Source organism: Nonomuraea recticatena (assembly GCF_039533245.1).
Lineage (GTDB): Bacteria > Actinomycetota > Actinomycetes > Streptosporangiales > Streptosporangiaceae > Nonomuraea > Nonomuraea roseola.
On record NZ_BAAATE010000019.1, the window covers coordinates 38462 to 61736 of the forward strand.

The 23275-nt window shown below is 71.8% G+C and carries 23 protein-coding genes; 10 read left to right on the plus strand and 13 right to left on the minus strand.

From position 1 onward, the window contains the following. Window positions 1–70: 70 nt before the first annotated feature. Window positions 71–1072 carry an NADP-dependent oxidoreductase gene (locus ABFX50_RS30455; RefSeq protein WP_346151082.1) on the plus strand — a complete coding sequence of 334 codons (1002 nt, stop codon included), beginning with the start codon at window positions 71–73 and terminating at the stop codon, window positions 1070–1072. Window positions 1073–1168: 96 nt separating this feature from the next. Next, entirely contained in the window at window positions 1169–1909 is a 741-nt protein-coding gene (locus ABFX50_RS30460; RefSeq protein WP_346151084.1) for an MBL fold metallo-hydrolase, read from the plus strand. A 9-nt stretch (window positions 1910–1918) separates the two neighbouring features. On the opposite strand, the gene ABFX50_RS30465 is transcribed toward ABFX50_RS30460, so the two are convergent. The 3 genes from ABFX50_RS30465 to ABFX50_RS30475 are packed head-to-tail and all read right to left on the minus strand — an operon-like array spanning window position 1919 to window position 3645. Further along, the gene (locus ABFX50_RS30465) at window positions 1919–2296 is read right to left on the minus strand and encodes a DUF3037 domain-containing protein (RefSeq protein WP_183648439.1); all 378 of its coding nucleotides are present in this window, start codon (window positions 2294–2296) and stop codon (window positions 1919–1921) included. Continuing rightward, entirely contained in the window at window positions 2296–3108 is an 813-nt protein-coding gene (locus ABFX50_RS30470) for a HipA family kinase (protein WP_346151086.1), read from the minus strand. Before ABFX50_RS30470 ends, ABFX50_RS30465 begins: the two co-directional genes overlap by 1 nt. 9 nt (window positions 3109–3117) lie before the next feature. Then, complete coding sequence (locus tag ABFX50_RS30475) at window positions 3118–3645, minus strand: SRPBCC family protein (protein ID WP_346151088.1); 528 nt, start codon at window positions 3643–3645, stop codon at window positions 3118–3120. Between the two features lie 63 nt (window positions 3646–3708). Here ABFX50_RS30475 and ABFX50_RS30480 point away from each other — a divergent pair, with 63 nt between their 5' ends. After that, a complete protein-coding gene (locus tag ABFX50_RS30480) occupies window positions 3709–4266 on the plus strand; it encodes a TetR/AcrR family transcriptional regulator (protein ID WP_346151090.1) in 558 nt (185 codons plus the stop codon). Here ABFX50_RS30480 and ABFX50_RS30485 read toward each other — a convergent pair. The 3 genes from ABFX50_RS30485 to ABFX50_RS30495 are packed head-to-tail and all read right to left on the minus strand — an operon-like array spanning window position 4256 to window position 7100. After that, window positions 4256–5086, minus strand: coding sequence for a TIGR03619 family F420-dependent LLM class oxidoreductase (locus tag ABFX50_RS30485; protein ID WP_346151092.1), 831 nt, complete (start codon window positions 5084–5086; stop codon window positions 4256–4258). The two genes, ABFX50_RS30480 and ABFX50_RS30485, sit on opposite strands and share 11 nt — an antisense overlap. Continuing rightward, a complete protein-coding gene (locus tag ABFX50_RS30490) occupies window positions 5083–6330 on the minus strand; it encodes an LLM class flavin-dependent oxidoreductase (protein WP_346151094.1) in 1248 nt (415 codons plus the stop codon). Before ABFX50_RS30490 ends, ABFX50_RS30485 begins: the two co-directional genes overlap by 4 nt. Continuing rightward, a complete protein-coding gene (locus tag ABFX50_RS30495) occupies window positions 6327–7100 on the minus strand; it encodes an alpha/beta fold hydrolase (RefSeq protein WP_346151096.1) in 774 nt (257 codons plus the stop codon). Before ABFX50_RS30495 ends, ABFX50_RS30490 begins: the two co-directional genes overlap by 4 nt. A 58-nt stretch (window positions 7101–7158) precedes the next feature. Here ABFX50_RS30495 and ABFX50_RS30500 point away from each other — a divergent pair, with 58 nt between their 5' ends. Continuing rightward, window positions 7159–7953 (plus strand): TIGR03619 family F420-dependent LLM class oxidoreductase, encoded by a 795-nt coding sequence (locus tag ABFX50_RS30500; protein WP_346151098.1) that lies wholly within the window; start codon window positions 7159–7161, stop codon window positions 7951–7953. Window positions 7954–8248: 295 nt separating this feature from the next. Further along, window positions 8249–10312 (plus strand): protein kinase domain-containing protein, encoded by a 2064-nt coding sequence (locus tag ABFX50_RS30505; protein WP_346151100.1) that lies wholly within the window; start codon window positions 8249–8251, stop codon window positions 10310–10312. A gap of 18 nt (window positions 10313–10330) precedes the next feature. On the opposite strand, the gene qcrB is transcribed toward ABFX50_RS30505, so the two are convergent. The 4 genes from qcrB to ABFX50_RS30525 all read right to left on the minus strand — a co-directional run bounded on the left by qcrB (window position 10331) and on the right by ABFX50_RS30525 (window position 15065). Beyond that, window positions 10331–11785, minus strand: a complete 1455-nt coding sequence (qcrB, locus tag ABFX50_RS30510) for a cytochrome bc1 complex cytochrome b subunit (RefSeq protein WP_346151102.1) — start codon at window positions 11783–11785, stop codon at window positions 10331–10333. Further along, window positions 11782–13071, minus strand: coding sequence for an NAD(P)/FAD-dependent oxidoreductase (locus ABFX50_RS30515; protein ID WP_346151104.1), 1290 nt, complete (start codon window positions 13069–13071; stop codon window positions 11782–11784). Before ABFX50_RS30515 ends, qcrB begins: the two co-directional genes overlap by 4 nt. A 277-nt stretch (window positions 13072–13348) precedes the next feature. Next, window positions 13349–13879 carry a TetR/AcrR family transcriptional regulator gene (locus tag ABFX50_RS30520; protein ID WP_346151106.1) on the minus strand — a complete coding sequence of 177 codons (531 nt, stop codon included), beginning with the start codon at window positions 13877–13879 and terminating at the stop codon, window positions 13349–13351. Between the two features lie 97 nt (window positions 13880–13976). Then, on the minus strand, window positions 13977–15065 hold the full coding sequence (locus tag ABFX50_RS30525; protein WP_346151108.1) for an alcohol dehydrogenase catalytic domain-containing protein: 1089 nt from the start codon (window positions 15063–15065) through the stop codon (window positions 13977–13979). Window positions 15066–15177: 112 nt separating this feature from the next. Here ABFX50_RS30525 and ABFX50_RS30530 point away from each other — a divergent pair, with 112 nt between their 5' ends. From ABFX50_RS30530 to ABFX50_RS30540, 3 genes are read left to right on the plus strand one after another with little or no spacing between them, the layout of a single operon-like run. After that, entirely contained in the window at window positions 15178–16410 is a 1233-nt protein-coding gene (locus tag ABFX50_RS30530) for an ABC transporter substrate-binding protein (RefSeq protein WP_346151110.1), read from the plus strand. Continuing rightward, entirely contained in the window at window positions 16411–19113 is a 2703-nt protein-coding gene (locus ABFX50_RS30535; protein WP_346151112.1) for an ABC transporter permease subunit, read from the plus strand. After that, window positions 19110–19856: an ABC transporter ATP-binding protein gene (locus tag ABFX50_RS30540; protein WP_346151114.1), complete on the plus strand. Its 747-nt coding sequence runs from the start codon at window positions 19110–19112 to the stop codon at window positions 19854–19856. Before ABFX50_RS30535 ends, ABFX50_RS30540 begins: the two co-directional genes overlap by 4 nt. 11 nt (window positions 19857–19867) lie before the next feature. Here ABFX50_RS30540 and ABFX50_RS30545 read toward each other — a convergent pair whose 3' ends face one another. Then, entirely contained in the window at window positions 19868–20287 is a 420-nt protein-coding gene (locus tag ABFX50_RS30545) for an organic hydroperoxide resistance protein (RefSeq protein WP_346125277.1), read from the minus strand. Window positions 20288–20334: 47 nt separating this feature from the next. Here ABFX50_RS30545 and ABFX50_RS30550 point away from each other — a divergent pair, with 47 nt between their 5' ends. Beyond that, window positions 20335–20904, plus strand: coding sequence for a TetR/AcrR family transcriptional regulator (locus tag ABFX50_RS30550; protein ID WP_346151117.1), 570 nt, complete (start codon window positions 20335–20337; stop codon window positions 20902–20904). On the opposite strand, the gene ABFX50_RS30555 is transcribed toward ABFX50_RS30550, so the two are convergent. Beyond that, window positions 20895–21704 carry a thioesterase family protein gene (locus ABFX50_RS30555; protein ID WP_346151119.1) on the minus strand — a complete coding sequence of 270 codons (810 nt, stop codon included), beginning with the start codon at window positions 21702–21704 and terminating at the stop codon, window positions 20895–20897. The two genes, ABFX50_RS30550 and ABFX50_RS30555, sit on opposite strands and share 10 nt — an antisense overlap. A gap of 45 nt (window positions 21705–21749) precedes the next feature. Here ABFX50_RS30555 and ABFX50_RS30560 point away from each other — a divergent pair, with 45 nt between their 5' ends. Continuing rightward, the gene (locus tag ABFX50_RS30560; RefSeq protein ID WP_346151121.1) at window positions 21750–22409 is read left to right on the plus strand and encodes a TetR/AcrR family transcriptional regulator; all 660 of its coding nucleotides are present in this window, start codon (window positions 21750–21752) and stop codon (window positions 22407–22409) included. Here the strand turns inward: ABFX50_RS30560 and ABFX50_RS30565 are convergent. Next, window positions 22332–23264: a LysR family transcriptional regulator gene (locus tag ABFX50_RS30565; RefSeq protein ID WP_346151123.1), complete on the minus strand. Its 933-nt coding sequence runs from the start codon at window positions 23262–23264 to the stop codon at window positions 22332–22334. The genes ABFX50_RS30560 and ABFX50_RS30565 overlap by 78 nt on opposite strands. Window positions 23265–23275 lie beyond the last annotated feature (11 nt).

Below are 23275 nucleotides of genomic sequence, written 5' to 3' on the forward strand. Positions count from 1 at the left end.
CCGATCGTGCGCGGTGCTCGGCACAGTGGTCCCACCGGTCAGCGAGACCGGCCGAACAAGGAGAGACACCATGACCGCGAGCCGTGAGATCCGCCTGGCAGCCCGCCCCGTCGGCGAGCCCGCTCCTCAGCACTTCGAGCTGGTGGAGACCACCGTCCCCGAGCCCGAAGAGGGCCAGATCGTGGTCCGCAACACCTGGATGTCCGTGGACCCCTACATGCGCGAGCGGATGGACGACGTCGAGTCGTACCTGCCGCCGTTCCAGCTCGGCGCCCCCATGGACGGCTCGGCGGTCGGCGAGGTCGTCGCCTCCCGCTCGGCCGGCGTCCCCGTCGGCGCGACCGTCGTGCACTTCCTCGGCTGGCGTGAGTACGCCGTCATGGACGCGGCCGCCGCCACCGTGGTCGACACCGCTCTGGCCCCCGCCGAGGCCTACCTGGGCGCGCTCGGCACCACGGGCCTGACCGCCTACGCCGCGCTGACCGAGGTCGCCCCCGTACGGCAGGGCGACGTCGTCCTGGTCTCGGCGGCGGCGGGAGCGGTGGGCAGCATCGCGGGTCAGCTGGCCCGCAAGCTGGGCGCGGCCAGGGTCATCGGCTCGGCGGGCGGACCGCTGAAGGCCAAGAAGCTGGTCGAGGAGTTCGGCTACGACGCGGCCATCGACTACCGGGCGGGCTCGCTCGCCGCCCAGCTGGCCGAGGCCGCGCCCGACGGCGTCGACGTCTACGTCGACCACGTCGGCGGCGACCACCTGGTGGCCGCCATCGACGCCCTGCGGCACGGCGGCAGGATCGCGCTGGTCGGCGCGATCAGCACCTACAACGCCACCTCACCCGTCCCCGGCCCCGCCAACCTGTTCTCGCTGGCGGCCAAGGACGCCAACCTGCGCGGCATGCTGATCAACAGCTACTTCCACCTGTTCCCCGAGTGGATCGGCAAGGCGGCGGGCTGGCTGGCGGACGGCTCGCTGCACACCGAGCTGACCGTGGCGGAGGGCATCGCCCAGGCGCCCGCGGCCTTCCTCGACATGATGCGAGGAGGCAACGTCGGCAAGATGCTGGTCAGGCTCTGAACAGCCGGACAGCGGCGCATGACAGGACGGCACGGAGGGGAGCCGGCGACGCCGAGGGCGCGCCGGCTCCCCGCACTCGATGGCATCATCGGGCTCATGAGGATCACTGTGCTGGGAGGGTGCGGCGCCTGGCCCACCGCGGGACAGGCCTGCAGCGGGTTCCTGGTGGAGCACGACGGCTTCAGACTGCTGCTCGACCTGGGCTACGCGGCGCTGCCACGCCTGCTGGAGACGACGACCGCCGAGCAGGTCGACGCGGTCGTCATCAGCCACGGACATCCCGACCACTGCGCGGATCTCAACCCGCTGCTGAGGGCGAGGGCGCTGGGCGGGCACAGGCCGCCGCCGCTGCCGATCCACGCCCTGCCAGGCGCGCTGTCGGCGGTCCTGTCCCTGGACAGGCCGGGCATGCTGGAGGAGGCCTACCAGGTGCGTGAGTTCGAGGCCGGCGACCGGCTGGCCTTCGGCCCCTTCACGGTCGACACGGCGCTGCTGCCGCACTGGGTGCCCAACGCCGCCGTGCGGGTGCGGGCGGGCGGCACGTCGGTCACCTACACAGGAGACGGCGGCCCGAGCCCCGACCTGGTCGCGCTGGCTCGTGACAGCGACCTCCTGATCGCCGAGGCGACCTATCCCGACCAGATGCCGCCCGACGACGCGGGCTACCTCACCAGCGCCTTCCAGGCCGGGCAGCAGGCCGCCGAGGCGGGGGTGGGACGGCTGCTGCTGACGCATCTGTGGCCGGGCACGGACCCCGAGGCCGCCGTGAAGGCCGCGGGCACAAGCTTCCGCGACGAGATCGCGGTCGCGGTGGGCGGCATGACCGTCGAGGTGTGAGCCGCTCGGTCAGAGGCGGACCAGGCGGTCGAAGAGCCTGGCCAGCTCGGCGTCGGGGTCGGAGGTGAGGCCGGCGTGCACGGCCGAGGTCTGCACCACCGTGCTGCGAGGGGCGGTCAGCCAGCGGAACCTGCTGCCGAGGGACTCGCGCACCAGCGGGCCCGCCTCGTCGCCGCACGCCAGCTCGTAGGCCGACAGCGCCTGCCGAACCTGGGCGGCGTCGGCGGCCGGGTCGAGGGCGCGCAGGCGGGCCTCGTCGAGCTCGACGCGGGCGCACAGGTACGCGCGCGGCTGGCAGTAGAGCAGGATCCCGACGTTGATCTGCTCCCCGCGCTCCATCTGCGGGATGACGCGGATGACGGCGTACTCGTAGACGTCGCGCTGCATCACTTGTCTCCCTGCTTCCAGAACGCGCCGACCGAGCTGGGGCCGCTCTTCGGCCTCGCGGGCGTCTCGCCCGCCATGCGCAGCCAGGCCCGAGGGCCGTGGGCGCGGGCGAGCAGGTGCTCGACGTAGGCCTCACGCGCGGCCTGCGCCGAGTCGAACACGTCGTCCTCCAGCCACTCGTCAGGCACCAGAGCGGTGATCGACGAGAGGAGCTCCCTGGTGACCCTCTCGGCCAGCCTGTCGCCAGCAGCGGAGACGTCGGTGGCGAAAGGCGCGAGGACGTGGTCGCCGGCGTCGAAGGGCCGCTGCGGGTCGGCGCTCTTCCAGCTGTGGTGGAACCACAGCGCGGCGCCGTGGTCGATGAGCCAGGTGTCGTGGTGCCAGACCAGCAGGTTGGGGTTGCGCCAGCTGCGGTCGACGTTGTGGATGAGGCCGTCGAACCACAGCACCTCGGCGGCGAACGCGGCGTCGGGCTGCCACGAGAGCGGGTCGAACCCCAGCGCGCCCGGCAGGAAGTCGACGGCGAGGTTGAGCCCCTCGCTCGCCTGGAGCAGGGCCTGAATCTCGAAGTCGGGCTCGCGCAGGCCGATCTGGGGATCGAGCTCGATGAGCTTGAGCTCGGGGGTGCGCAGCCCGAGCGCCCTGGCCAGCTCGGCGCAGATGACCTCCGCCACCAGCACCTTGGGCCCCTGACCCGCGCCGCGGAACTTCACGGCGTAGGTGCCGAGGTCGTCGGCCTCCACCACGCCTGGCAGCGACCCGCCCTCGCGCAACGGGGTCACGTAGCGGGTCGCCGTGATCTCTTCCAGCATGGGACGAGGCTATCGGCCCGCCGCCCTGCGCTTCACCGCCCCCAGCATCGCCCTGCGGACCAGGCCGCTGCCGAACCTGATCACCAGCCAGTAGCGGGCCATGGCGCGGCGCGCGTCGGGGCTGGTGGTCACCACCCTGGTCTCCGTGGTCAGGCGCGTCCGCCCACCGCCGAGGTCGGTCAGCAGGAAGCCGAAGGTGGCCTTGCCGTACCCGGGGCTGTCGAAGGTCTCGAAGTCGGCGACGGTGAGGTTGGCGGCGGCGCCCAGCCGCCACCACTGCCCGACCACCCCGTGCACGACCTCCCTGCCGGGCTCCTCGGCCAGGACGGCAAAGCTCGGCAGGTCGCTCTGGGCGTGCCCGTGGAGCAGGCGGGAGATGACGTCGCGAGCGGCGAAGAGCGGCCTGGCCGCCTTGATGTCGCTCGGGCGCAGGTCCTGGACGGCGGCCCAGACCCGTTCCCTCGGGGCGCGGATGACGATCGAGTGCCGCTCGGCGTGTTCGGGGACGGGGATGTAGCGGTCAGCGAGCGTGGGCATGGGCGACCTTCCATACGGTGGCGTATGGTCAGACTGTACGGCATCGTATGGAAGGCTGGCCGGATGGGTCGGTTGACGGCGGACGACTGGGCGAAGGCGGCGCTGGACGCGCTCGTGGAGGGCGGCCTGGCAGCCGTCGCGGTAGAAGCCGTGGCGGCCAGGCTGGGCGTGTCGAAGGGCAGCTTCTACTGGCACTTCGCCAACAGGCAGGCACTGGTCGCGGCGGCTCTCGCGCTCTGGGAGTCGCGCACCGAGCAGGTGATCGCCGAACTCGAGACGATCGAGGAGCCGGGGGCGCGCATGCGCGCGCTGCTGGAGCTGGCCTTCGCCGACCCCGCCGACGCGGCGATCTCCTTCAGGCTGATCAGCGCGGCCGACGACCCCTTCGTCGCAGGCGTGGCGCGCAGGGTCAGCACCCGCAGGCTCGACGTCATGCAGGCGGCGCTGGAGGAGCTGGGCCAGCCCGCCCCCACGGCCAGGGACAGGGTGGTCGCCGGGTACAGCAGCTATCTCGGGATCGCCGCGCTGACCAGGATCGGCGTGGTGGAGGCCGCCCCGCGCGACGTCGTGGCCCAGGCACTGGCCGAGCTGGGCGTGGACCCTACCGAGATCACATCTTAGAGATGACCTCCTCGGCGAAGCGCTCCATCGTGGCGACCTTGGGCTCGCCTGGCCACAGCCACCAGGGCGCGGCCATCGTGGCCGTGATGCCCTTGTCGGCGAAGCGCCGGTAGGTGGCGGCGTCGGGGAGCACGGCCAGCGGGGCGACGATCTCCAGTGCGTCCTCGGGCCTGCCGTACTCCTTCAGATAGCGGCGCAGGTCGGCGAGGACCGCGTCGATCTGCTCCTCGGTGTAGATCCGGTTGCCGATCCAGCCGTCTCCTGCCCTGGCCGCCCTGCGCAGCGCCGCCTCGCTGTCGCCGCCCACGTAGATCGGGATCGGCGCGGCGGGCGCCGGCGACATCGACAGCGGCGGCAGTCCCGGCAGCTCGACCTGGGCGCCCGACCAGAGCTCGCGCAGGCGCGGGAGCATCTCGTCGAGCCTGCGCCCGCGCGTGTGGAAGTCCTGACCGGTGGCGGCGAACTCCTCCTTGCACCAGCCCACGCCGACCCCGAAGCTCACCCTGTCGCCCGACAGCACGGCGGCCGTCGACACCTGCTTGGCCACGGTGATCAGGTCGCGGGCGGGGGCGATGTAGACGTTGGGGGAGAAACGCAGCCGCGTCGTGACCGCCGACATCGCGCCGATCGTCACCCATACGTCCGGCCAGTGCGTCTCGGCGGTCCATCGCATCCTGCCGTAGGGGTACGGCGTGCTGAAATCGGCGAAGAACAGGTGGTCCGACAGCGTGAAGGTGTCGAACCCACACTGCTCGGCCGCCACGGCCAACTCGACGAACTCGTTCGTGTCACAGAACGAGGCGCCGAGCCAGAACCTCACTGGAACTCCGGGATGACCTTGGTGGCGAACAGTTCGAGGTTGCGTTTGACGGTGTCGAGGGGGAGCACGCCCTGCTGGCCCTGCATGTACAGGCCGAACCACTCCAGGTCGGGCATGCGGTCGAGCATGCGCTGGATGCCGCGCTTGACGTCGTCGGGCGAGCCGAACAGCGCCATCTCGACATCGTTCATGCGCCGCACGTCGCCCTTCTCCGGTGAGATCGGCTCGTGCCTGTCGTCCTCCTTCTTGCGCAGCACCTCCAGGTAGCCGAAGGGGCCGAAGAAGGCGGCGAAGTCCTTGGGGATCTTCTTGCCGTAGGTGTTGATCGCCTCTTCCGTGGTGTCGGCGATTCCCACGATCTTGAGGATGCCGGTGTGCTCACCCAGCTTGTAGTCGCGGCCCTGCTTGGCCGACTCCTCCTGGTAGAGCTTGGCCTTCGCGGCGTGGTCGTCGGGGTTCGGCGTGAACATCCACGGCATGATGTCCTCCTGCGCGGCCCTGATGACCGAGCGGTCGGAGATCGTGAACGGCTGCCACAGCTCGGGGTGCGGGTTCTGGTACGGCCTCGGGCACACGCTGACCGCCTGGACCCTGCCCTCGTCGTCGAGCTCGTCGGGCGCGCCGAAGGTCCGCGTCCACTCGGTGGCCGGCCACCCCTCGATGCCCTCGAAGGGATAGGGCACCTGATAGTCGAGGACGTCGGACTTGTAGCGGAGCGTCTCCTGCGTCCACGCCATCTTCATGATCTTCAGGACCTCGCCGAAGACGTCGAAGTTGCGGTTGTCGCTGGAGGAGCCGTCCGATCTGGCGGCCGCCGCATGCCAGCGCTGGCCCAGCACGTTCATCCACCTGTTCTGGTAGCCGCGCGCCACGCCGAGCCGCAGCCGTCCCTTGGAGAACTGGTCGAGCAGCGCCACGTCCTCCGCCGCCCTGATCGGGTCCCAGGCGGGCAGCACCAGGCCGAGCGGGGCCAGCAGGATCCGCTCCGTCCGCGCCGCAAGGTCGGTCAGGAACATCAGCGGGTTGACCGAGAACTCCATCCCCTCCGAATGGAAGTGGTGCTCGGTCATCATCAGCGCGTCGAAGCCGATCCTGTCGGCGTGCACCGCGATCTCCCGCACCTCGTGCAGCAGCCTCTGGTACGACTCGGTGTCCCGCCCGATCGGCCGCCTGGCGCGGGCGTTCTCCTCGGCCGCGTACCCGGAACCGGGGATCTGGGGGTTGAGAAAGATCGCGAACTTCACCGGGAGATCTCCTTCAGCCATTGGTTGACCACGAGCGTGAACTCGGCGGGCCGCTCCTCGTGCAGCCGGTGGCCGCTGCCCTGCCAGCAGACCGTGCGCGAGGCGGGATGCTTGAACAGGTCCGACTCCCACGCCGCCTGCGCGGGGTCGGTCCAGAAGGTGAGCACGGGGCACTCGCGGCGGGACAGGTAGGGCTCGGCGGCGGCCCGCGAGCCGATCGCCTCGGGTCCCGACCACAGCGCGTCGTACGCCTCGGTCAGCACGTGCGGGGGTGTCGCGAGCAGCCGCCGCCTGTGCCACTCGCGCAGCCAGGCGGGCGAGGCGGGCGTGTAGCACCACTCGTCGATGCGCACGGCGGGGGTCTCGCGCATCGCGACCGCCATGGCGACGACCTCGTCGGGCCTTCCGTAGCCCGGGTCGACTCCGACCACGGCCTCGACCCGTGAGGGGTGTTCGACGGCGAGCCTGGAGGCGATCACGCCGCCCATGGAGTGCCCGACGGCCACGCAGCGCTCGACGGCGAGCAGGTCGAGCAGGGCGAGGAGGTCCTCGGCCATGGTGGGCGGATTGTTGCCGCTCGGCGGAGCCGACGAGTAGCCGTGTCCGCGAAGGTCCACGGCGATGACCCGGAATCTCGCGGCGAAGGAGGGGATGTGGTGGACCCACTGGTGGGAGTCGGCGCCCCAGCCGTGCACGAGCAGCAGCGTCGTGTCACCCGAGCCGTCGTCGGTGTAGAACAGCCGCACATCCCCGGCCGCAGCGAATCCCATGAGCGGCAAGCTACTCTAAGAAACGGTCCCGAGCAATCGCTTGGTTAAGGAGTCGGTCATGCGGCTTGGCGTCACGATGTTCAGCACCGACCTGGCGATGCCGGTCGCCGATCTGGCCAGGGCGGCGGAGGAGCGCGGCTTCTCCTCGCTCTACCTTCCCGAGCACACCCACATCCCCGTCTCCCGCCGTACGCCGCCGCCGACGGGCACGCCGCAGCTGGCCGAGGAGTACAGGCGCACGCTCGACCCGCTGGTCGCGCTGGCCTCGGCCGCCACCGTGACCTCGACGATCACGCTCGGGACCGGAATCCTGCTGGCCGCCCAGCGCGAGCCCATCGTCACGGCCAAGGCGATCGCCACGCTCGACCACCTGTCGGGCGGGCGCGTGGCGGTCGGCGTGGGTTTCGGCTGGAACGTCGAGGAGATCGAGAACCACGGCGTGCCGTACAGGGACAGGAGAGAGGTGGCCAGGCGCAACGTGCTGGCGATGAAGGCGCTGTGGAGCCAGGAGGTGGCGGCCTTCGAGGGCGTCGAGCCCTCGTGGTCGTGGCCCAAGCCGCTGTCGGGGCCGCCGGTCTACGTCGGCGGCGCGGCGGGGCCCAAGCTGTTCGAGCACGTCGCGCAGTACGCCGACGGATGGATGCCGATAGGGGGCAAGGGGATCAAGGCCGCGCTGCCCGCGCTGCGCGAGGTGGCGGCCACGGCCAGGGTCATCCCGTTCGGCACGCTGCCCACACAGGGGAAGCTCGACTACTACGCCTCGCTCGGCATCGAGGAGGTCGTGCTGTCGCTGCCCAGCGGGCCGGGCGACGAGGTGCTGCCCGTTCTGGACCAGTACGCGACGTTTCTCTAGCCGCGGCACCCTAACGCGAAGGTCACCTTCCCGGTACGGCTCGCACCCGTCCTCCGGCGCCCGCCCCGCCTGCCCGTACGGCCGCGCTCGCCACCTGGTTTCGACCTGTCCCAGGTCAGAGGCGGCCTTTCCGGCCAAGCACGCGTTTCGGGTGATCAGGGCGGGTGAGACCGCCGCTCGCCCTACCGCAAGTGTGCAGAAATAGGGACATCACAACGGAGTTACGGTCCGTTGACGCGCCACGATCCCTCGACTTCAGTAGAGAGGTGACGGGTGGCAGCGAGGGGAGGCGCCCGTGCCTGTACCGCTCAAGATGGGGGACCCGAAGAGACTGGGAGACTACGAGCTGTCCGGACGCCTGGGGGAGGGCGGTCAGGGCGTCGTCTACTTGGGCACTCTGGGGGAAGAATCGTTCGCGGTCAAGTTGCTTCACGGGCCTGTGGGGGACGAGCAGGCGGCTTTCCTGCGTGAGGTCGAGCTGGCCAAGCACGTCGCCAGGTTCTGCACCGCGCAGGTGGTGGACGCGGGGTTCGACGACGGCAGGCCGTACATCGTCAGCGAGTACGTCGACGGCCCCTCTCTGAGCAGGGAGGTGGCGCTGGCGGGGCCGCGCAGCGGCGGCGCCCTCGAACGGCTGGCCGTCGGCACCGCGACCGCGCTGGCCGCCATCCACAGGGCCGGGATCGTGCACCGCGACTTCAAGCCGCAGAACGTGCTGCTCGGCCCCGACGGGCCTCGCGTGATCGACTTCGGCCTGGCCAAGGCGCTGGACGCGGCGGCCACCGTCAGCGGCAGGGGCGTGGGGACGCCGGCCTACATGGCGCCCGAGCAGATCACCGCCTCAGCGATAACCGGCGCGGTGGACGTGTTCTCCTGGGGCGCCACCATGTGCTTCGCGGCCAACGCCTCCGCGCCGTTCGGGCAGGACTCGGTGGCGCCGGTGCTGCACCGCATCCTGACCGCGGAGCCCGAACTCGGCCGTCTCGACGGGCGGCTCGGCGCCCTTGTCGAGCACTGCCTCGACAAGGACCCGCGCAACCGGCCGACCAGCAGGGAGTTGCTGCTCGCGCTGCTGGGGGCCGGTGACGAGGTTCCGGCGGAGGTGCTGCGCTCGCCTCCGCCGCACATCCTCAGGGTCGATCCCTACCCGCTGGCCGAGCCGGAGGCGACGGGGGCGGCGGAGGGCTACCTGCTGCCCGAGTCGCGCGGCAGGGTGCGGTCGGGCGCGTCGCAGGCCAGGGCCTCGCGATCGGCGCGCGGTTCGGGCTCGCCCGCCGTCCGGAGCGATCCGAGGGGCTCGGTCGTGCCGTGGCCACGGGTGCCTGGCGACGACGGGGGGCACCCCTCGTGGCCGGGGGGAGACGGGCGGACGCCCGAGGCCACGCACCCCGGCAGATGGGTGGGGCCCGCCGCGAACAGGGCGTCGCTGGCCGTGTCCGGCGCGCTGCTGGTCAGCGCCGCGGTGCTGGTGGCGGTGCTGGTGCCCGCGCTCCAGAGCAGCGAGGCGCCTCCCGTGTCCGTCGCCGAGCCCACGCGGGTGACCTCCTCGGCCGCCGCGTCGCCGCCGGGTCAGCAGGGCTCCGGCAAGATCAAGGACACCCCCACCTCGATCGAGCGCCAGCCCTCCCCTCCGCCGTCCGTCGTTCCCGTGACCTACTCCGTGCCCTCACTCGTGGGCATGGATCGTTCCGCCGCCGTCCGCGCGATCAAGGACGCGGGGCTCGTGGTGGGGTCGGTGTCCGAGCGCGACTCGGCGCGTTCGCCGGGTGAGGTGCTCGGGAGCACGCCGGGGGGCGGGACCAGGGTCGCCAGAGGCACCCGCGTCGACCTGGAGGTGGCGGCGGGTCCGAGGGTGCCGGCGCTGGCCGGGCTCACCCGTGAGGCCGCCTCGTCCGCGCTGGCCGCCGCGGGGCTGAGGACGGGGAAGATCACGCAGAGCTGCTCCGAGCTGCCCGGCGGCCAGGTGATCAGCAGCAAGCCGGGGGCGGGCGCCAGACTCGCGCCGGGCAGGACGGTGTCGCTGCTGGTCGCCCAGCAGGGCGCACGGGTGCCGCCGGTCGTGGGGCTCTCCCGCGCCGAGGCGCGGGGTTCGCTGAAGGCGGCGGGCTTCGCGGTACGGCAGAAGGCGCAGATCGTGGACGACCCCGACGTCGTGAACTCCGTCCTGGGACAGAGCGTGTCGCCGGGAACGTGCGCCACGCCTGGACGGACGGTGGTGATCACGGTGGGGGTGGCAGGCCAGTCCTTCCCCGACCCCTCCGAACCGACCCTGCCTCCCGACAGCGCCGAACCGCCCGCGGGCGCCGAACCCACCCCGAGGCCGACGCCGACCGACGAGGAGAGCCCGCCCGAGAACTGATCAGCAGTTCGCGGGCGGTCATGGGCGGCGTTCCAGTTCACGGGGTTCGACGGCGCCAGGAGCGAGCAGCAGTGCGGCTTCCTCCTCGGTGACGGGACGGTCGATCTCGGCATAGCCGCCGTCCGCGCCGCGGACGATGACGCCGGTCTCCACCCCGTGCGTGACGGTGTGCCGGTCGCGGTCCTGGAGGCCCAGGCAGATCCGGTAGGTGATCAGATAGCCCAGCACCGGACCCGCGAAGATCGCGACGCGGAAGAACCAGGTGGTGGCGTACAGCGAGACGCCGAAGGCGGTGGCCAGGACGTCGTTGCCGCCGGCCGCCCACAGGATGCCGTAGTACACGATGCCGGCGACGCCGAGGCCGGTGCGCCAGGGTACGTCACGTGGCCGGTCGAGCAGGTTGTGCACACGGGTGTCCCTGGTGAAGCGGCGCTCCAGCATCGGGTACACGGCGAGGCCGGTGAACAGCAGGCCGGGCGCGATCAGCGCGGGGATGATGAGGCTGAGCGTCAGCGTGTGCCCGAAGACGGTCATCTCCCAGCCGGGCATGATGCGCAGCGCGCCCTCCAGGAAGCCCATGTACCAGTCGGGCTGCGAGCCTGAACTGACCACGCTGGGACGGGCAGGGCCGTACAGCCAGATGGGGTTGATCTGGAACAGCGTGGCCAGCAGGGAGACGACCGCGAACGTGAACAGGAAGAACGCCGTCGTCTTCGCCAGGAAGGCGGGGAAGAACGGCGCCCCCCTGACCACCCGGTTCGACAGGCCCTTCGCCCTGAACTGCGTGTGCGTCTGCCGCCAGGTCAGCACCACCGCGTGCAACGGGATGAGCGCCAGCAGCAGGCCGGGGATCAGCAGCGTGTGGATGCTGAACAGGCGCGAGATGATGTCGTCGCTCGGATACTCGCCGCCGAACAGGAACATCGCGGTGTGGGTGCCGACCAGTGGGATCGACAGGATGACCGCGTGCAGGATGCGCAGCCCCGCGCCCGACAGCGCGTCATCGGGGAGCGAGTAGCCGAACAGCCCGTTGAGCAGCACCAGCGTGAACAGCAGGACACCGATCAGCCAGTTCAGGTCGCGCGGCTTACGGAAGGCGCCGGTGAAGAAGTTGCGCAGCATGTGGACACAGATCGCGGCCAGGAAGACCAACGTGGACCAGTGGTGCAGCTGGCGCATCAGCAGCCCGCCGCGCACGTCGAAGCTGATCTCCAGGCTCGAGGCGTAGGCCTCGCTCATGGCGACCCCGCGCAGCGGCACGTAGGAGCCGTCGTAGACCACCTCGGTCATGCTCGGCTTGAAGAAGAAGGTGAGGAAGACGCCGGTCAGCAAGACGATGACGAAGGCGTACAGGGCGATCTCGCCGAGCAGGAAAGTCCAGTGATCGGGGAAGACCTTCCGCATCGCCTTGTTCAGCCAGGCCCCGCCGCCGACCCGCTCGTCCAGGGCCTTGGCCAGCCCACTTGCCTTCATCGTTTCTCCTGGGTGAGATTCAGTGGCGTCATCGACACGGGAGCCCGGTGGCGCGGGGTGCGCCGGCCCGGCAGCAGCGCGTCGGCCAGCCAGTCGTTGACGATCGCCATGCGGTTGGCCGGGACGGTGAACAGGCGGCAGGCGCGGGTCGCCGCCTTGGCCGCGATGCCGGAGAACGGGATGCCCAGCGGGTCGGCCGCCGCCTGCCAGCCGCCCAGGTCCACGGTGGCGCCGCGGTTGCCGTGCCGGTACGGCTCGCGCCTGCCCGATCCGAGGGAGGCGGCGACGTTGCGGCCTGCCAGCCTGCCCTGGCGTACGGCGTGCCGTCCGCTCATCGGGGTGATCTTGCCGGGCCGGGTGAGGTCGGGGACGGCTGCGGCGTCCCCGCAGACGTAGATCTCGGGATGACCGGGCACGGAGAGGTACTCATCGACCCTGATCCGCCCCTGCTCGACCGCCAGCCGGAGGCCGTTGATCAGGGGATCGGGGCGAACTCCGAAGCTCCAGACGATCGTCCGCGTGGGGACGAACTCGCCGTCGGACAGCCGCAGCCCTCCGGAGGTGACCTGTCCAACCGAGGTCCGAGTCCGCACGTCCACGCCGCGTCGCCGCAGCACTCGCGTCGCGGTTTCGGACAGGCGGGGATGCATGTCGGGCAGCAGCCGCTCGGCCGGCTCGGCCAGGATCCAGCGGATCGGCTGTTCTCGCAGCCAGGGGTGACCGCGTGCGATCTCCCTGGACATGAGCTGCCCGGCAGCGGCCAGCTCCGTGCCGGTGTGCCCCGCGCCGAGCACGACGAACGTGCGGCGGGCGGCGCGTTCGGTGGGGTTGTCGCTGGTGGCGGCCAGGTAGAGCTGGCGCTCGATGTGGTCGCGCAGGTGGAGGGCCTCGGCGATGTCGTGGAAGCCGAAGCTGTGCGCCGAGACCGCCGAGACCGGCCGGACCTTGGTGACGCCGCCGACGGTGACGATGAGCCGGTCGTAGGCGAGCAGGCCCGCGGCTTGGTCGGCGTCGACATAGTGGACGCGCCGGGAGCCGGTGTCGATGCGGTCGACGGTGCCGAGGACGACCCGGACGTCGGGCAGCGCTCTGGCGAGCGGGACCGTGACCCGGCTCGGATCGAGCTTCCCTGCCGCCACGTCGAGCAGCAGGGGCAGGTAGAGCGTGAAGCCGGTCGGGTTCACCAGCACCACCTCGGCCCTGCCCCGCATGCGGCGGGAGAGAGCGGAGGCGGCGTGATATCCGGCGAGGCCGGCTCCGACGATCACGACACGTGGCGGCGACATGGGGCGTCAGTCAGGGGCTGGGAAGCGGACACGTCGTGTGCCCCCGTCACCAGCGCGATCGTGGGTTCCACCATGGTGGACTCCTCCGCGGTTCCTAGGTGCTTACACACCTACGACGGAATAGCCCGGTGAGCTGTGACATGAGGGGAGGTGACATCGGCCTCCCCTGCGGCGCGGCGGCGGAGGTCACCGCAGGAAGTCCGGCCATGGGCGCGCGCGCACGGTGGGACGGCCGGCGAGGGAGGCGCGGATCGGGAACCGGCCGGCCTCGGGCGGGTCAGATGGCGAGGGCGGCGGTGGTCAGGGTGTCGCGGACGGTCTCCTCGGGCAGGTCCATCGTGTGGACGACGCCCCACTGGAGCGCGCCGAGCACCGCCCACCCGCGCAACCGGTCCTGCGCCGACGGCTCGGCCCCGACGAGCTTGGCGAAGATCTCGTCGCGGAAGGTCCTGATCGCCTCGCCTGGCGATCCTGGAGGGGCCTCGTCGGCGCCGCCGAGATCCTCCATGACCAGCCTGGTCACCGCGCGGTGCCGTACGGTGAACTCCACCAGCGCCGTCACGAACGCCGCCCGGTCGGGGAACTGCGCGCCCAGCAGGTCGAGCATGTCGTCGGCGCACGGCGCGATCAGCTCGGCGGCCAGCCGGTCCTTGGGGTGGAAGTGGTAGGCGACGGCCGTCTTGGTGAGCCCGACGGCGGCGGCGATGTCGGCCAGCGAGGTCGCGGCGTACCCGCGCTCGGCGAACAGCTTCCTGGCCGCCGCGAGGATGCGCGTGCGGGTGTCGTGACCCTGCTCGAGTGTGGTCATCGTCTCTTTCCACCAGAGGCTTGCACATCCAGTGTGCCCATCGTAGGGCTCTGTACGGACGTACAGGACGCAGGTGGGGAGACGTTTCCGCCGGTGGCTAGAAGACGATCACCGTGCGCGCGACGGAGCCCTCGCGCACGTGGGCGACGGCCTGGTTGACGTCGGACAGCGGCAGCCGCTCGGTGACCAGGCCGTCGAGGTCGAGGCGGCCCCGCAGGTACTGCGCCGCGAGCATCGGCAGGTCGCGCAGGGGAGCGGCGTCGCCGCCCTGGGTCCCCATGAGCCTGCGGGAGGCGAAGAGCAGCCCCGGCTCGATGGTCAGGGCAGCGCCCGAGGGCGGGCTGCCGACCATGACCGTGGTGCCGCCCGGCTGGGTGGCGGCGAAGGCCTGGCCGAGGACGCCGGCCACCCCCGTGGCGTCGAAGGCGTAGTCGACGCCGCCGCGCGTGATCTCGCCGACCTGTGCGGGCAGGTCGCCCGCGAGCAGGGTGTGGGTGGCGCCGAAGCGGGAGGCGAGCTTGAGCTTCTGTTCGGCGACATCGGCGGCGATGATCGTGGTAGCGCCCGCCAGCACCGCTCCCTGGACGACGTTGAGCCCGACGCCGCCGCAGCCCACGACGAGCACACTGGAGCCGGGGCTCACGCGGGCGACGTTCAGCACCGCGCCCACACCGGTGACGACGCCGCAGGCCAGCAGGCACATGGCGTCGAAGGGCGCGTCGATGGCGATCTTGACGCACATCGCCTCGCTGACGAGCGCGTACTCGGCGAAGGAACCGATGCCGATGAACCTGCGGGTCTCCTGCCCCTCGAGCGTGACGCGCGGCGCGCCTCCCATGATCGCGGTCATCCTCGCGGGGCCCGAGCACAGGTGGAAACGGCCGGCGCCGCACTGGCGGCACCTGCCGCAGGCGCCGCTCATCGCGATGATGACGTGGTCGCCGGGCCCGACTCCTGTCACGCCCTCGCCGACGCTCTCGACGACGCCCGCGCTCTCGTGCCCCAGGATGTACGGCAGCTGCCGTACGACGGGGCTCTTGCCGTCGATGGCCTTCAGGTCGGACCCGCACACCCCCGACGCCTTGATCCGCACCCGCACCTCGCCCGGCCCCGGGTCGGCGATCTCGACCTCGCGGATCTCCATCGGCTCGCGGAATCCGGTGAGGACGGCGGCGCGCATCAGCATGCGCCACACGCTAGCAAGCAAATGCTTGGTAGAGAAGCGTTGACACCCCCGCGGCCCGAACCTACGCTGACGCAAAACCAAGCGAGCGCTAGGCCAAAAGGCGGAGGCTGGGTTGCGGCGAGAACTCGTGGTGCTGGCGGCGGTGGTGGCGCTCGCGGGGTGCGCGGCGCAGCAGAAGACGGCTCCGGGCGCGCAGACGCCAGGGGTGACCGACACGACGGTCAAGGTGGGCGGGGTCCTCACCAAGACCAGCGCGAGCGGCTACTCCACCAAGGACGCCGAGCTCGGCGCCAGGGCCAGGTTCGAAAGAGCCAACGCGGCGGGCGGCGTGCACGGCAGGAAGATCGAGTTCGTCGGGGCGGAGGACGACACCCAGGACGCCGCCAAGGGCGACGCCGCGGCCAAGAAGCTGGTCCAGAAGGACAAGGTGTTCGCGCTGGTCCCCGTGCACGCCCCCAACTTCGGCGGCGCGGTCTTCCTCGAGCAGCAGGGCGTGCCGTGGTTCGGCTGGGCGACGGGCCCGCAGTGGTGCGGCACCAGAACCGGCTTCGGCTACAACGGCTGCCTGGCGCCCAAGCCGGGCGCGGGCTCGCAGACCTGGTGGGGCAACCAGATGGCCGACCTGCTCGGCGGCGCGAGCGGCAAGACCGTCTACGTGCAGACCTCCGACTCCAGCGGCAGCAAGTACGGAGGCAAGACCATCTCGCAGTCCTTCCAGGCGGCGGGGTTCACGCTGGTCGGGCTCAACTCGGCGCTGCCGGGCGCCGCGCCGCCCGCCGACTGGCTGCCCTACGTCAACAAGATCATGACCTCGGACGGCGGAGCACCCCCCGACATCGTCGTGTCGATCATCGCGGGCACCAAGTTCAACGTCGGCCTCTACTCCGCGCTGAAGAAGGCCGGCTACAAGGGCGTGCTCAGCGACGCGACCAGCTACGACGCCGCCATACTCAAGGACCCCGCCACGGCGAGGGCGCTCGAGGGCGTCGTCGCCGCGCCGATGTTCGAGCCCTTCGAGTCGAGCGCGCCCGAGATCGCCCAGCTCAGACAGGACGTGGAGAAGGTCTCCCCGGGCGCGACGCTCACCCAGCACCTGGCGATCGGCTACTGGTCGGCGGACATCTTCCTGAAGATGCTGGAGCAGACGGGCCGCGACCTGACCCGCGAGAAGTTCCTGGCCACGGGCAACGGCTCCTTCCTCTACGAGAACGCGGGGTTCGGGAAGATCCAGTACCCCAAGGACCACGCCGAACCCAACGGCTGCGGGGCGCTGGTCAAGCTCGAAGGCGGCGCCTACCGGGTGGCCAAGAGCATGAAGTGCTTCGACAACGTGCCGCTCAAGTAGATGCTGGCCTACATCCTCAGCGGGCTGGTCACCGGCGCCGTCTTCGCGGTGATGGCGTCGGGCCTGACCCTGTCGTACGCGGCCACGGGCGTGTTCAACTTCGCCCACGGCGCGGTCGGCTTCCTGACCGCGCTGGTCTTCTTCGAGCTCAACGTGGGTCTCGGCTGGCCTGGATGGGCCGCGGGGCTCCTCGCGGTGCTGGGCTTCGCCCCCCTGCTCGGGTACGGCCTGCACAGGGCGATGTTCAGGGGCTTGGCCCATGCGGGAGAGACCGCGCAGATCGTGGCGACCATCGGGCTGACGATCGCGCTGCCCGCGCTCGGGCTGCTGATCGCCGACCTGGTGGAGGAGCCCTTCGGGCTGCCGCCTGCCGACGCCACGGCGCTGCCGCACGGCGTGGGGCCCTACCCCGCGGTCGAGGTGGCCTTCGGCTTCGACTCCGACCAGGTGATCACCTTCTGCGTCGCGATCCTCGTGGCGGCGGGGCTCTGGCTGTTCATGCGGCACACGCCGTACGGCCTGCGGATGCGGGCCTCGGTCGACAGGCGCAGGCTGGCCACGCTCAGGGGCATCGACGCCGACGCGAGCTCCGCGCTGGCCTGGACGCTCAGCTCGGCTCTCGCGGGTCTCGCGGGAGTGCTGGCCGTCCCGGTGGTGGGCCTGGACTCGGGGGCGTTCACCGTGCTGCTGTTCGCCTCGGCGACGGCGTCGGTGTTCGGGCGGCTGCGCTCGATCCCCTGGACGTTCGCGGCGGGGCTCGGGCTCGGGGTCGTGCAGAACCTGGTGGCGGGCTACGCCGACTTCGCCGCGGAGATCACCGGGCTGCGCACCGCGGTGCCCGTGCTCCTGCTGTTCGCGGGGCTGGTCCTGCTCAACAGGTCGAGGGAGCGGGTGGCCGGCAGCGCGGCGGAGGACGCGCCGCCCCCCGACTACCTGGCCGACCTGCCGGTGTGGCGGCGCCGCCTGCCCTGGCTCGTCTCGCTGACGGCGCTGCTGGTCTGGACCTTCACCCGGCCCGCCGACGACTTCTACGTGGGCGTGGTGGCGCAGGGGCTGGTGCTCGCGCTGATCTTCTGCTCGTTCGTGGTGGTGACGGGGATCGGCGGCATGGTCAACCTGGCGCAGGCCGCCTTCGCCGCGATGGCGGCGCTGACGTGCGGCTGGGCGTTCGCCTCCGGGTGGCCGCTGCCCGTGGCGATCCTGGTGGGCGTGCTGGCGGCCGCGGCGGTCGGCGTGCTGGTGGCGATGCCCGCGCTGCGGCTCGGCGGCCGGATCCTCACCCTGGCCACGCTGGCGCTCGCGCTCCTCGCCGACCAGGTGCTCTTCCAGGTCGACGCCTTCAGCAACGGCACCATCGGCTGGCCGCTGCCTGCGATCTCCTTCGGGGTGGCAGACACGACCGACCCCCGCGTGCGGGTGGTGCTGTTGCTGGTCCTGATCGGGCTGGTCGGGTTGCTGGTGCGCAACCTGGAGCGGTCGGTGTCGGGCAGGGCGATCCTCGCCGTCAGGTCGGCCCCGGCCGCGGCGGCGACCGTGGGCGTCTCGGGCCCACGCACGAAGATCATGCTGTTCGCGCTGGCGTCGGCGATCGCCGGGCTCGGCGGGGTGCTGTACGCCACGTCGAAGGGGTCGATCACGGCGACGGACCTGCCCGCCTTCGCCGGGTTCGTCTGGCTGGCCGTGGTCGTGCTGCAGGGGGTGCGCAGGATCGGAGGGGCGGTGCTGGGCGGGCTGATCGCCGCGGTCTTCCCCGAGCTGCTGGCAGGATGGGGCGTCTCCGCGCACGTCGGCGCGATCCTGTTCGGCACCGGCGGCATGATCCTGGCCAAGCATCCCGACGGAGTGCTCGCCCAGCTCGCCGAGGCCCGCCACCGCCGCCGCGCCCGCCGCCAGGCCACAGCCTCGTCCCCGGCCTCGTCCCCGGCCCCATCTTCGGCCCCGGCCACCGACGCGCTCTCTCCTCGGGGCCGCGCCGCCCTCGGCGCCGTCCCTGACAACCTCGCCGAAGCCGGCAGGGCCGAGCCGGTGCTCAGGCTCGAGGGCGTCGTCGCGGGATACGGCGACGTGACCGTCCTGCGCGGCGTCGACCTGGCCATCCACCCGGGAGAGGTGGTCGCGCTGCTCGGCGCCAACGGGGCGGGCAAGTCCACCACCTGCGCCGTCGCCGCGGGGGACCTGCCCGTCACCGCGGGCGCGATCCTGCTCGACGGTGACGACGTCACCGGCCGGCCCGCCCACCGGCGCGCCCGCGCGGGAGTGCTGCTGGCGCCCGAGGGGCGAGGCGTCTTCCCCGGCCTGACCGTGGAGGAGAACCTGCGGACGTGGCTGGAGTCGCCCGATCCCGTCTACGAGAGGCTGCCGCAGCTGGCCGCCCGCCGTACGGTGCTCGCGGGCGCGCTGTCGGGCGGTGAGCAGCAGCTGCTGACGCTCGCGCCCGCGCTCGTCAGGCCGCCCAGGGTGCTGATCGCCGACGAGCCCTCACTCGGCCTGGCCCCGCTGGTCGTCGAGCAGATCTTCGCCCTCTTCGCCGAGCTGCGACATCGAGGGGTGGCGCTGCTGCTGGTGGAGGAGAAGGCCACGGAGGCGCTGGCCGTCGCCGACAGGGTGGCCTTCATGCGGCTGGGCCGCATCACCTGGACGGGACCCCGCTCCGAGGTCGACGCCGACCGCCTGACCGCCGCCTATCTGGGGGTCTCGTCATGACCGCGCTGGCCGTGGAGGGCGTCTCCGTCTCCTTCGGCGGGGTCATGGCGCTGTCGGAGGTCTCCTTCGCCGTGCCTGAGGGCCAGGTCTGCGGGGTGATCGGGCCGAACGGCGCGGGCAAGACCACCCTGTTCGACGTCGTGTCAGGGCTGCGCAGGCCCAGGTCGGGTCGGGTGCTGGTCGCCGGCGCCGACGTCACGGGCGACTCCCCCGTACGGCGGGCGCGGGCGGGGCTGCGCCGTACCTTCCAGCGCACGCAGGTCTTCGGCCGCCTCACCGTCGCCGACAACGTGCTGTCGGCCCTGGAGTGGCGCGGCGGCGGAGGCGGCCTGCTCGCCGACCTGACCGCCCTGCCCGCCAGGCGCCGCCTGGAGGCCGCGCGCAGGGAGAGGGTGAGCGAGGTGCTGGAGCTGTGCGGGCTGCTCCCGCTGCGCGACGCCTACGCCGCCGCGCTCCCCGTGGGGCAGCGGCGGCTGGTGGAGCTGGCCCGCGCGCTGGCCGACCGCCCCTCGCTGCTCCTGCTCGACGAGCCCACCTCGGGCCTGGACGCCGACCAGACGGTACGGCTGCGCGAGGTCATCGCCGCGCTGGAGACCACGGTGCTGCTGGTGGAGCACGACATGGGCTTCGTCATGGACACCTGTGACCACCTCGTCGTCCTCGACCTCGGCAAGGTCATCGCCGCAGGACCGCCCTCCGAGATCAGGGCCGACCCTGTCGTCAGAGCGGCCTACCTCGGCTGACCACCGCCGGGCTACTCGATGACCAGGTTCACCGCGATGTTGCCCCTGGTGGCGTTGGAGTAGGGGCAGACCTGGTGGGTGGCCTCGACGAGGCGCTGCCCCGCCTCGCCCTGGAGCTCGTCGGGCAGCTCCACCCGCAGCGTCACCTCCAGGCCGAACCTGCCCTCGCCGATGCCGCCGAGGCCGACCTCCGCCGTGACCGAGGCGTCGGAGACGTCCAGCTTCATCCTGCGGCCCACGTTCTGCATGGCGCTGGCGAAGCAGGCGGCGTAGCCGGTGGCGAACAGCTGCTCGGGGTTGGTGCCCTGGCCGGATCCGCCGAGCTCGACGGGGTGGGCGAGGGTGACGGCCAGCCTGCCGTCGTTGGTGGCCGCGCGGCCCTCTCGGCCCGAGGCGGTGGCGATGGCGGTGTAGAGGATGTTCATACTCATCACAATAATCGACGCTATGTCGATTATTCCCGGCGTAGTGTTGAGTCATGAACCGGCGCAGGGGGATGACCAAGGGAGGCCGCCGTGAGCGGGCCATCGTCGAGACGGCGAAGGAGCTGCTGCGGTCCGTGCCACCGGGGCAGATCACGGTCGACAGGCTGGCGGCGGGGGCGGGCATCTCGCGCTCGAGCTTCTACTTCTACTTCGACTCCAAGAGCGCGGTGCTCGAGGCGCTGCTGGACGAGATCGCGCAGGAGATGGAGGAGGCGGCCAGGGGCTGGCTCGACGGCGCGGGCGACGATCCCGCCGCGCTGAGGAAGGCGCTCGGGGTGAGCGCGCGGCTGTGGCGCGAGCACGGGAGCCTGCTGCGCCCCGCCCTGCTGGGCGAGGACGAGGAGTTCGCCGGCTTCAGGTCGAGAGTGGTCGAGGGCTACATCGGGCAGGCGGCGGCCAGGATCGGCAGGGAGCGGGCCGAGGGGCGCGCCCCCGAGGGGCCGCCGCAGGACGGCCTGGCCAGGGCGCTGGTACGGATGAAGTTCGCGGTGCTGGCCGAGGACCAGTCGGCGCAGGCCATCGAGACCTGCGCCGTGGTGATCACTCGAGCGATCTACGCTTGAGCCGTGCGGACCGCCGCCAGCTGCGTGGCCTGGGCGACGAGGTGGCCCTTGGCGTCCCACGCGTGGGCGGTCTCGTCCATGCGGTCACCGGTGACGTCGGACGCCTTCACGCGCACCCTGACGGGGCCGGGGGCGGGCAGTCGCCTGATGTAGGCCGACAGCTGGATGGTCGGGGCCCAGCCTGGGGCGCCGAGGTCGTAGGAGACCGGCGGCACCGCGTCGATCGCGACGAGCAGCGACAGCGGGTCCCACTCGGAGCCGTCGGCCAGGCGCTGCCAGCCGGCGATGACGCCCTCGCGCGCGGGGGTGCCGAAGGCGAAGCCCAGGTGGGCGGGGTTGAGCCGCTGCTCGACGACGTCCATGAGCGGCACCCTGAACCCGGCCCCCGGCGCCTCGGCGGGGGTCAGGAAGCACTCCTGCTCGTCGGGCAGCTCCACCGGCTCGGTGTCCGACCACCACGGGTCACCCTCCGACAGGCGGCCAAGGGTGATGAGCGCCTCGACGAGCGGCGCGCCGTCCTGCGAGAGGCGGGCGCGCACCTGGGTGAGGGCGCGGCCCTGCCGCAGCGTCTCGACCGCGACCCGCACGGGGCCGAAGGCGGGAGGCGCCAGGAAGGTGCCGCTGACCGCGGTCAGGTGGGGGTGCTCGGCGCCCGCGCTCTCGACGGCCGCCCTGCCCATGATCGCGAGGAGGTAGCCGCCGTGCGCCCTGCCGCCCACGCTCCACTGTTCGTCCAGGGTGGCGTCGAAATCCCCGTCCGCGCGTGCGGTGATCGCCGTGGCATCCCGAAATGTCGTCATATGGTCAGATTGACGGCGTTAACCTGACGGTGTCAACCTGATCCCATGAAACGGGTGAGGGCCAATCCTGGCGAAGGGACGCGGCTGCGGGAGGAGATCCTCGCGGCGGCAGAGGCGCTGCTGGTGGAGCGGGGGAGCGAGGAGGCGCTGACGCTGCGCGCGGTCGCGGGCCGTACGGGCGTGTCCACCCCCTCGGTCTACCTGCACTTCGCCGACAAGGAGCAGCTGATCGAGGCGGTCTGCCTGCGCGCGTGGGACGAGCTCGAGCGCAGGATGCGCGAGGCCGCGCAGGGCATCGACGACCCGTTCTGGGCCCTGGGCAGGTGCGGGCACGTGTACGTCAGATTCGCGCTCGACCATCCCGTGCAGTACCGGGTGCTGATGATGCGGCAGGGGTCGGGCTCGGCGGCGACGGCCTGCTTCGGCTACATCGTGGAGGCGGTCTCGGCCTGCGTCGCCTCAGGCGCCCTGCGCGGCGACCCGCAGACGCTCGCCCTCGGCCTGTGGTCGGCCGCGCACGGCTGCGCGTCGCTGCTGATCAGCCAGCCGTCCTTCCCCTGGCCCGATGATCTCGACGCCTTCATCGACGACACGGTCTGGATGGCGGGTCTCGGCACGGCCATCGCCTCACGCCTGTCCAGGCGCCGTGTCCTGCCCGGGGTGGCCGCCGAGCTCGACGCCTTCGCCGACCGGCTCAACGGCTAGCGGACCGCTCCCCAGTCGCCTGCGGAACTCCTCGCTGAGATGGCGGTGCACCGTGGCGACCGCGGGGACCGCCAGCCCCCCCGCCCTGACCGCGAGGTAGCCGGTGTTGAGCGGCGGCACCTCGGGCGTGGCCAGCGCCACCAGCCTGCCCGAAGCGAGGTCGCCCGCGCAGAGGTAGGCGGGCAGCACGGAGATCCCCGCCCCCGCCCGTACGGCTGCCAGCACCCCCCGCAGATCGGGCACGATCGCCCCCGCGGTCATCGTCGCGCGGCGGCCGAAGACGGTCCGCCAGTAGCGCCTGATGATCGGCAGGTCCTCTGCGTAGGCGACGACCGGCGCGTCCATCGTCACGCCCGGCGCCGCCACCAGCACGAACTCCTCGTCGTAGAGCGGCTCGGCGCGCACGCCGCGCAGGCGCGGCCGTACCGTGGCGACCACGAGGTCGAGCCGTCCGGCCGCCAGTTCGGCCAGCAGGTCGTCGGTCAGCCCGAACGTGGTGCGCAGCCTCAGCCCGTCGGCCACCAGCGGCGCGAGCACGGGCATGACCTGCTCGCAGAGGAACTCCGCAGGACCGCCCAGGTGCACGCTCCGTCCTGACGGCAGTTCGGCGCCGACCACCTCGGCCAGCGCGTCGAGCGAGCCCGCCACCCGCCTGGCCAGCTCGTCGGCTGCCGCCGTGGGCGCGACGCCGCGCGGCAGCCGGTCGAACAGCGGCCGGTCGAGCGCCGCCTCCAGCGCCCTGACCTGCGCCGTCACCGCGGGCTGCGACAACCCGAGCGTCTGCGCGGCGGCCGTGATCGAGCCGGTGCGGTGCACGGCGAGAAACGTCCTGAGCAGGTCGAGCGAGAGTGACATATCACAATTGT

Excerpts from the sequence above, each read along its gene's own strand:
- ABFX50_RS30455 (WP_346151082.1), top strand. The coding sequence starts at position 71 with ATGACCGCGAGCCGTGAGATCCGCCTGGCAGCCCGCCCCGTCGGCGAG.
- ABFX50_RS30460 (WP_346151084.1), top strand. The coding sequence starts at position 1,169 with ATGAGGATCACTGTGCTGGGAGGGTGCGGCGCCTGGCCCACCGCGGGA.
- ABFX50_RS30465 (WP_183648439.1), bottom strand. The coding sequence starts at position 2,296 with ATGCAGCGCGACGTCTACGAGTACGCCGTCATCCGCGTCATCCCGCAG.
- ABFX50_RS30470 (WP_346151086.1), bottom strand. The coding sequence starts at position 3,108 with ATGCTGGAAGAGATCACGGCGACCCGCTACGTGACCCCGTTGCGCGAG.
- ABFX50_RS30475 (WP_346151088.1), bottom strand. The coding sequence starts at position 3,645 with ATGCCCACGCTCGCTGACCGCTACATCCCCGTCCCCGAACACGCCGAG.
- ABFX50_RS30480 (WP_346151090.1), top strand. The coding sequence starts at position 3,709 with ATGGGTCGGTTGACGGCGGACGACTGGGCGAAGGCGGCGCTGGACGCG.
- ABFX50_RS30495 (WP_346151096.1), bottom strand. The coding sequence starts at position 7,100 with ATGGGATTCGCTGCGGCCGGGGATGTGCGGCTGTTCTACACCGACGAC.
- ABFX50_RS30500 (WP_346151098.1), top strand. The coding sequence starts at position 7,159 with ATGCGGCTTGGCGTCACGATGTTCAGCACCGACCTGGCGATGCCGGTC.
- qcrB (WP_346151102.1), bottom strand. The coding sequence starts at position 11,785 with ATGAAGGCAAGTGGGCTGGCCAAGGCCCTGGACGAGCGGGTCGGCGGC.
- ABFX50_RS30515 (WP_346151104.1), bottom strand. The coding sequence starts at position 13,071 with ATGTCGCCGCCACGTGTCGTGATCGTCGGAGCCGGCCTCGCCGGATAT.
- ABFX50_RS30520 (WP_346151106.1), bottom strand. The coding sequence starts at position 13,879 with ATGACCACACTCGAGCAGGGTCACGACACCCGCACGCGCATCCTCGCG.
- ABFX50_RS30525 (WP_346151108.1), bottom strand. The coding sequence starts at position 15,065 with ATGCTGATGCGCGCCGCCGTCCTCACCGGATTCCGCGAGCCGATGGAG.
- ABFX50_RS30535 (WP_346151112.1), top strand. The coding sequence starts at position 16,411 with ATGCTGGCCTACATCCTCAGCGGGCTGGTCACCGGCGCCGTCTTCGCG.
- ABFX50_RS30540 (WP_346151114.1), top strand. The coding sequence starts at position 19,110 with ATGACCGCGCTGGCCGTGGAGGGCGTCTCCGTCTCCTTCGGCGGGGTC.
- ABFX50_RS30545 (WP_346125277.1), bottom strand. The coding sequence starts at position 20,287 with ATGAGTATGAACATCCTCTACACCGCCATCGCCACCGCCTCGGGCCGA.
- ABFX50_RS30550 (WP_346151117.1), top strand. The coding sequence starts at position 20,335 with ATGAACCGGCGCAGGGGGATGACCAAGGGAGGCCGCCGTGAGCGGGCC.
- ABFX50_RS30555 (WP_346151119.1), bottom strand. The coding sequence starts at position 21,704 with ATGACGACATTTCGGGATGCCACGGCGATCACCGCACGCGCGGACGGG.
- ABFX50_RS30560 (WP_346151121.1), top strand. The coding sequence starts at position 21,750 with ATGAAACGGGTGAGGGCCAATCCTGGCGAAGGGACGCGGCTGCGGGAG.
- ABFX50_RS30565 (WP_346151123.1), bottom strand. The coding sequence starts at position 23,264 with ATGTCACTCTCGCTCGACCTGCTCAGGACGTTTCTCGCCGTGCACCGC.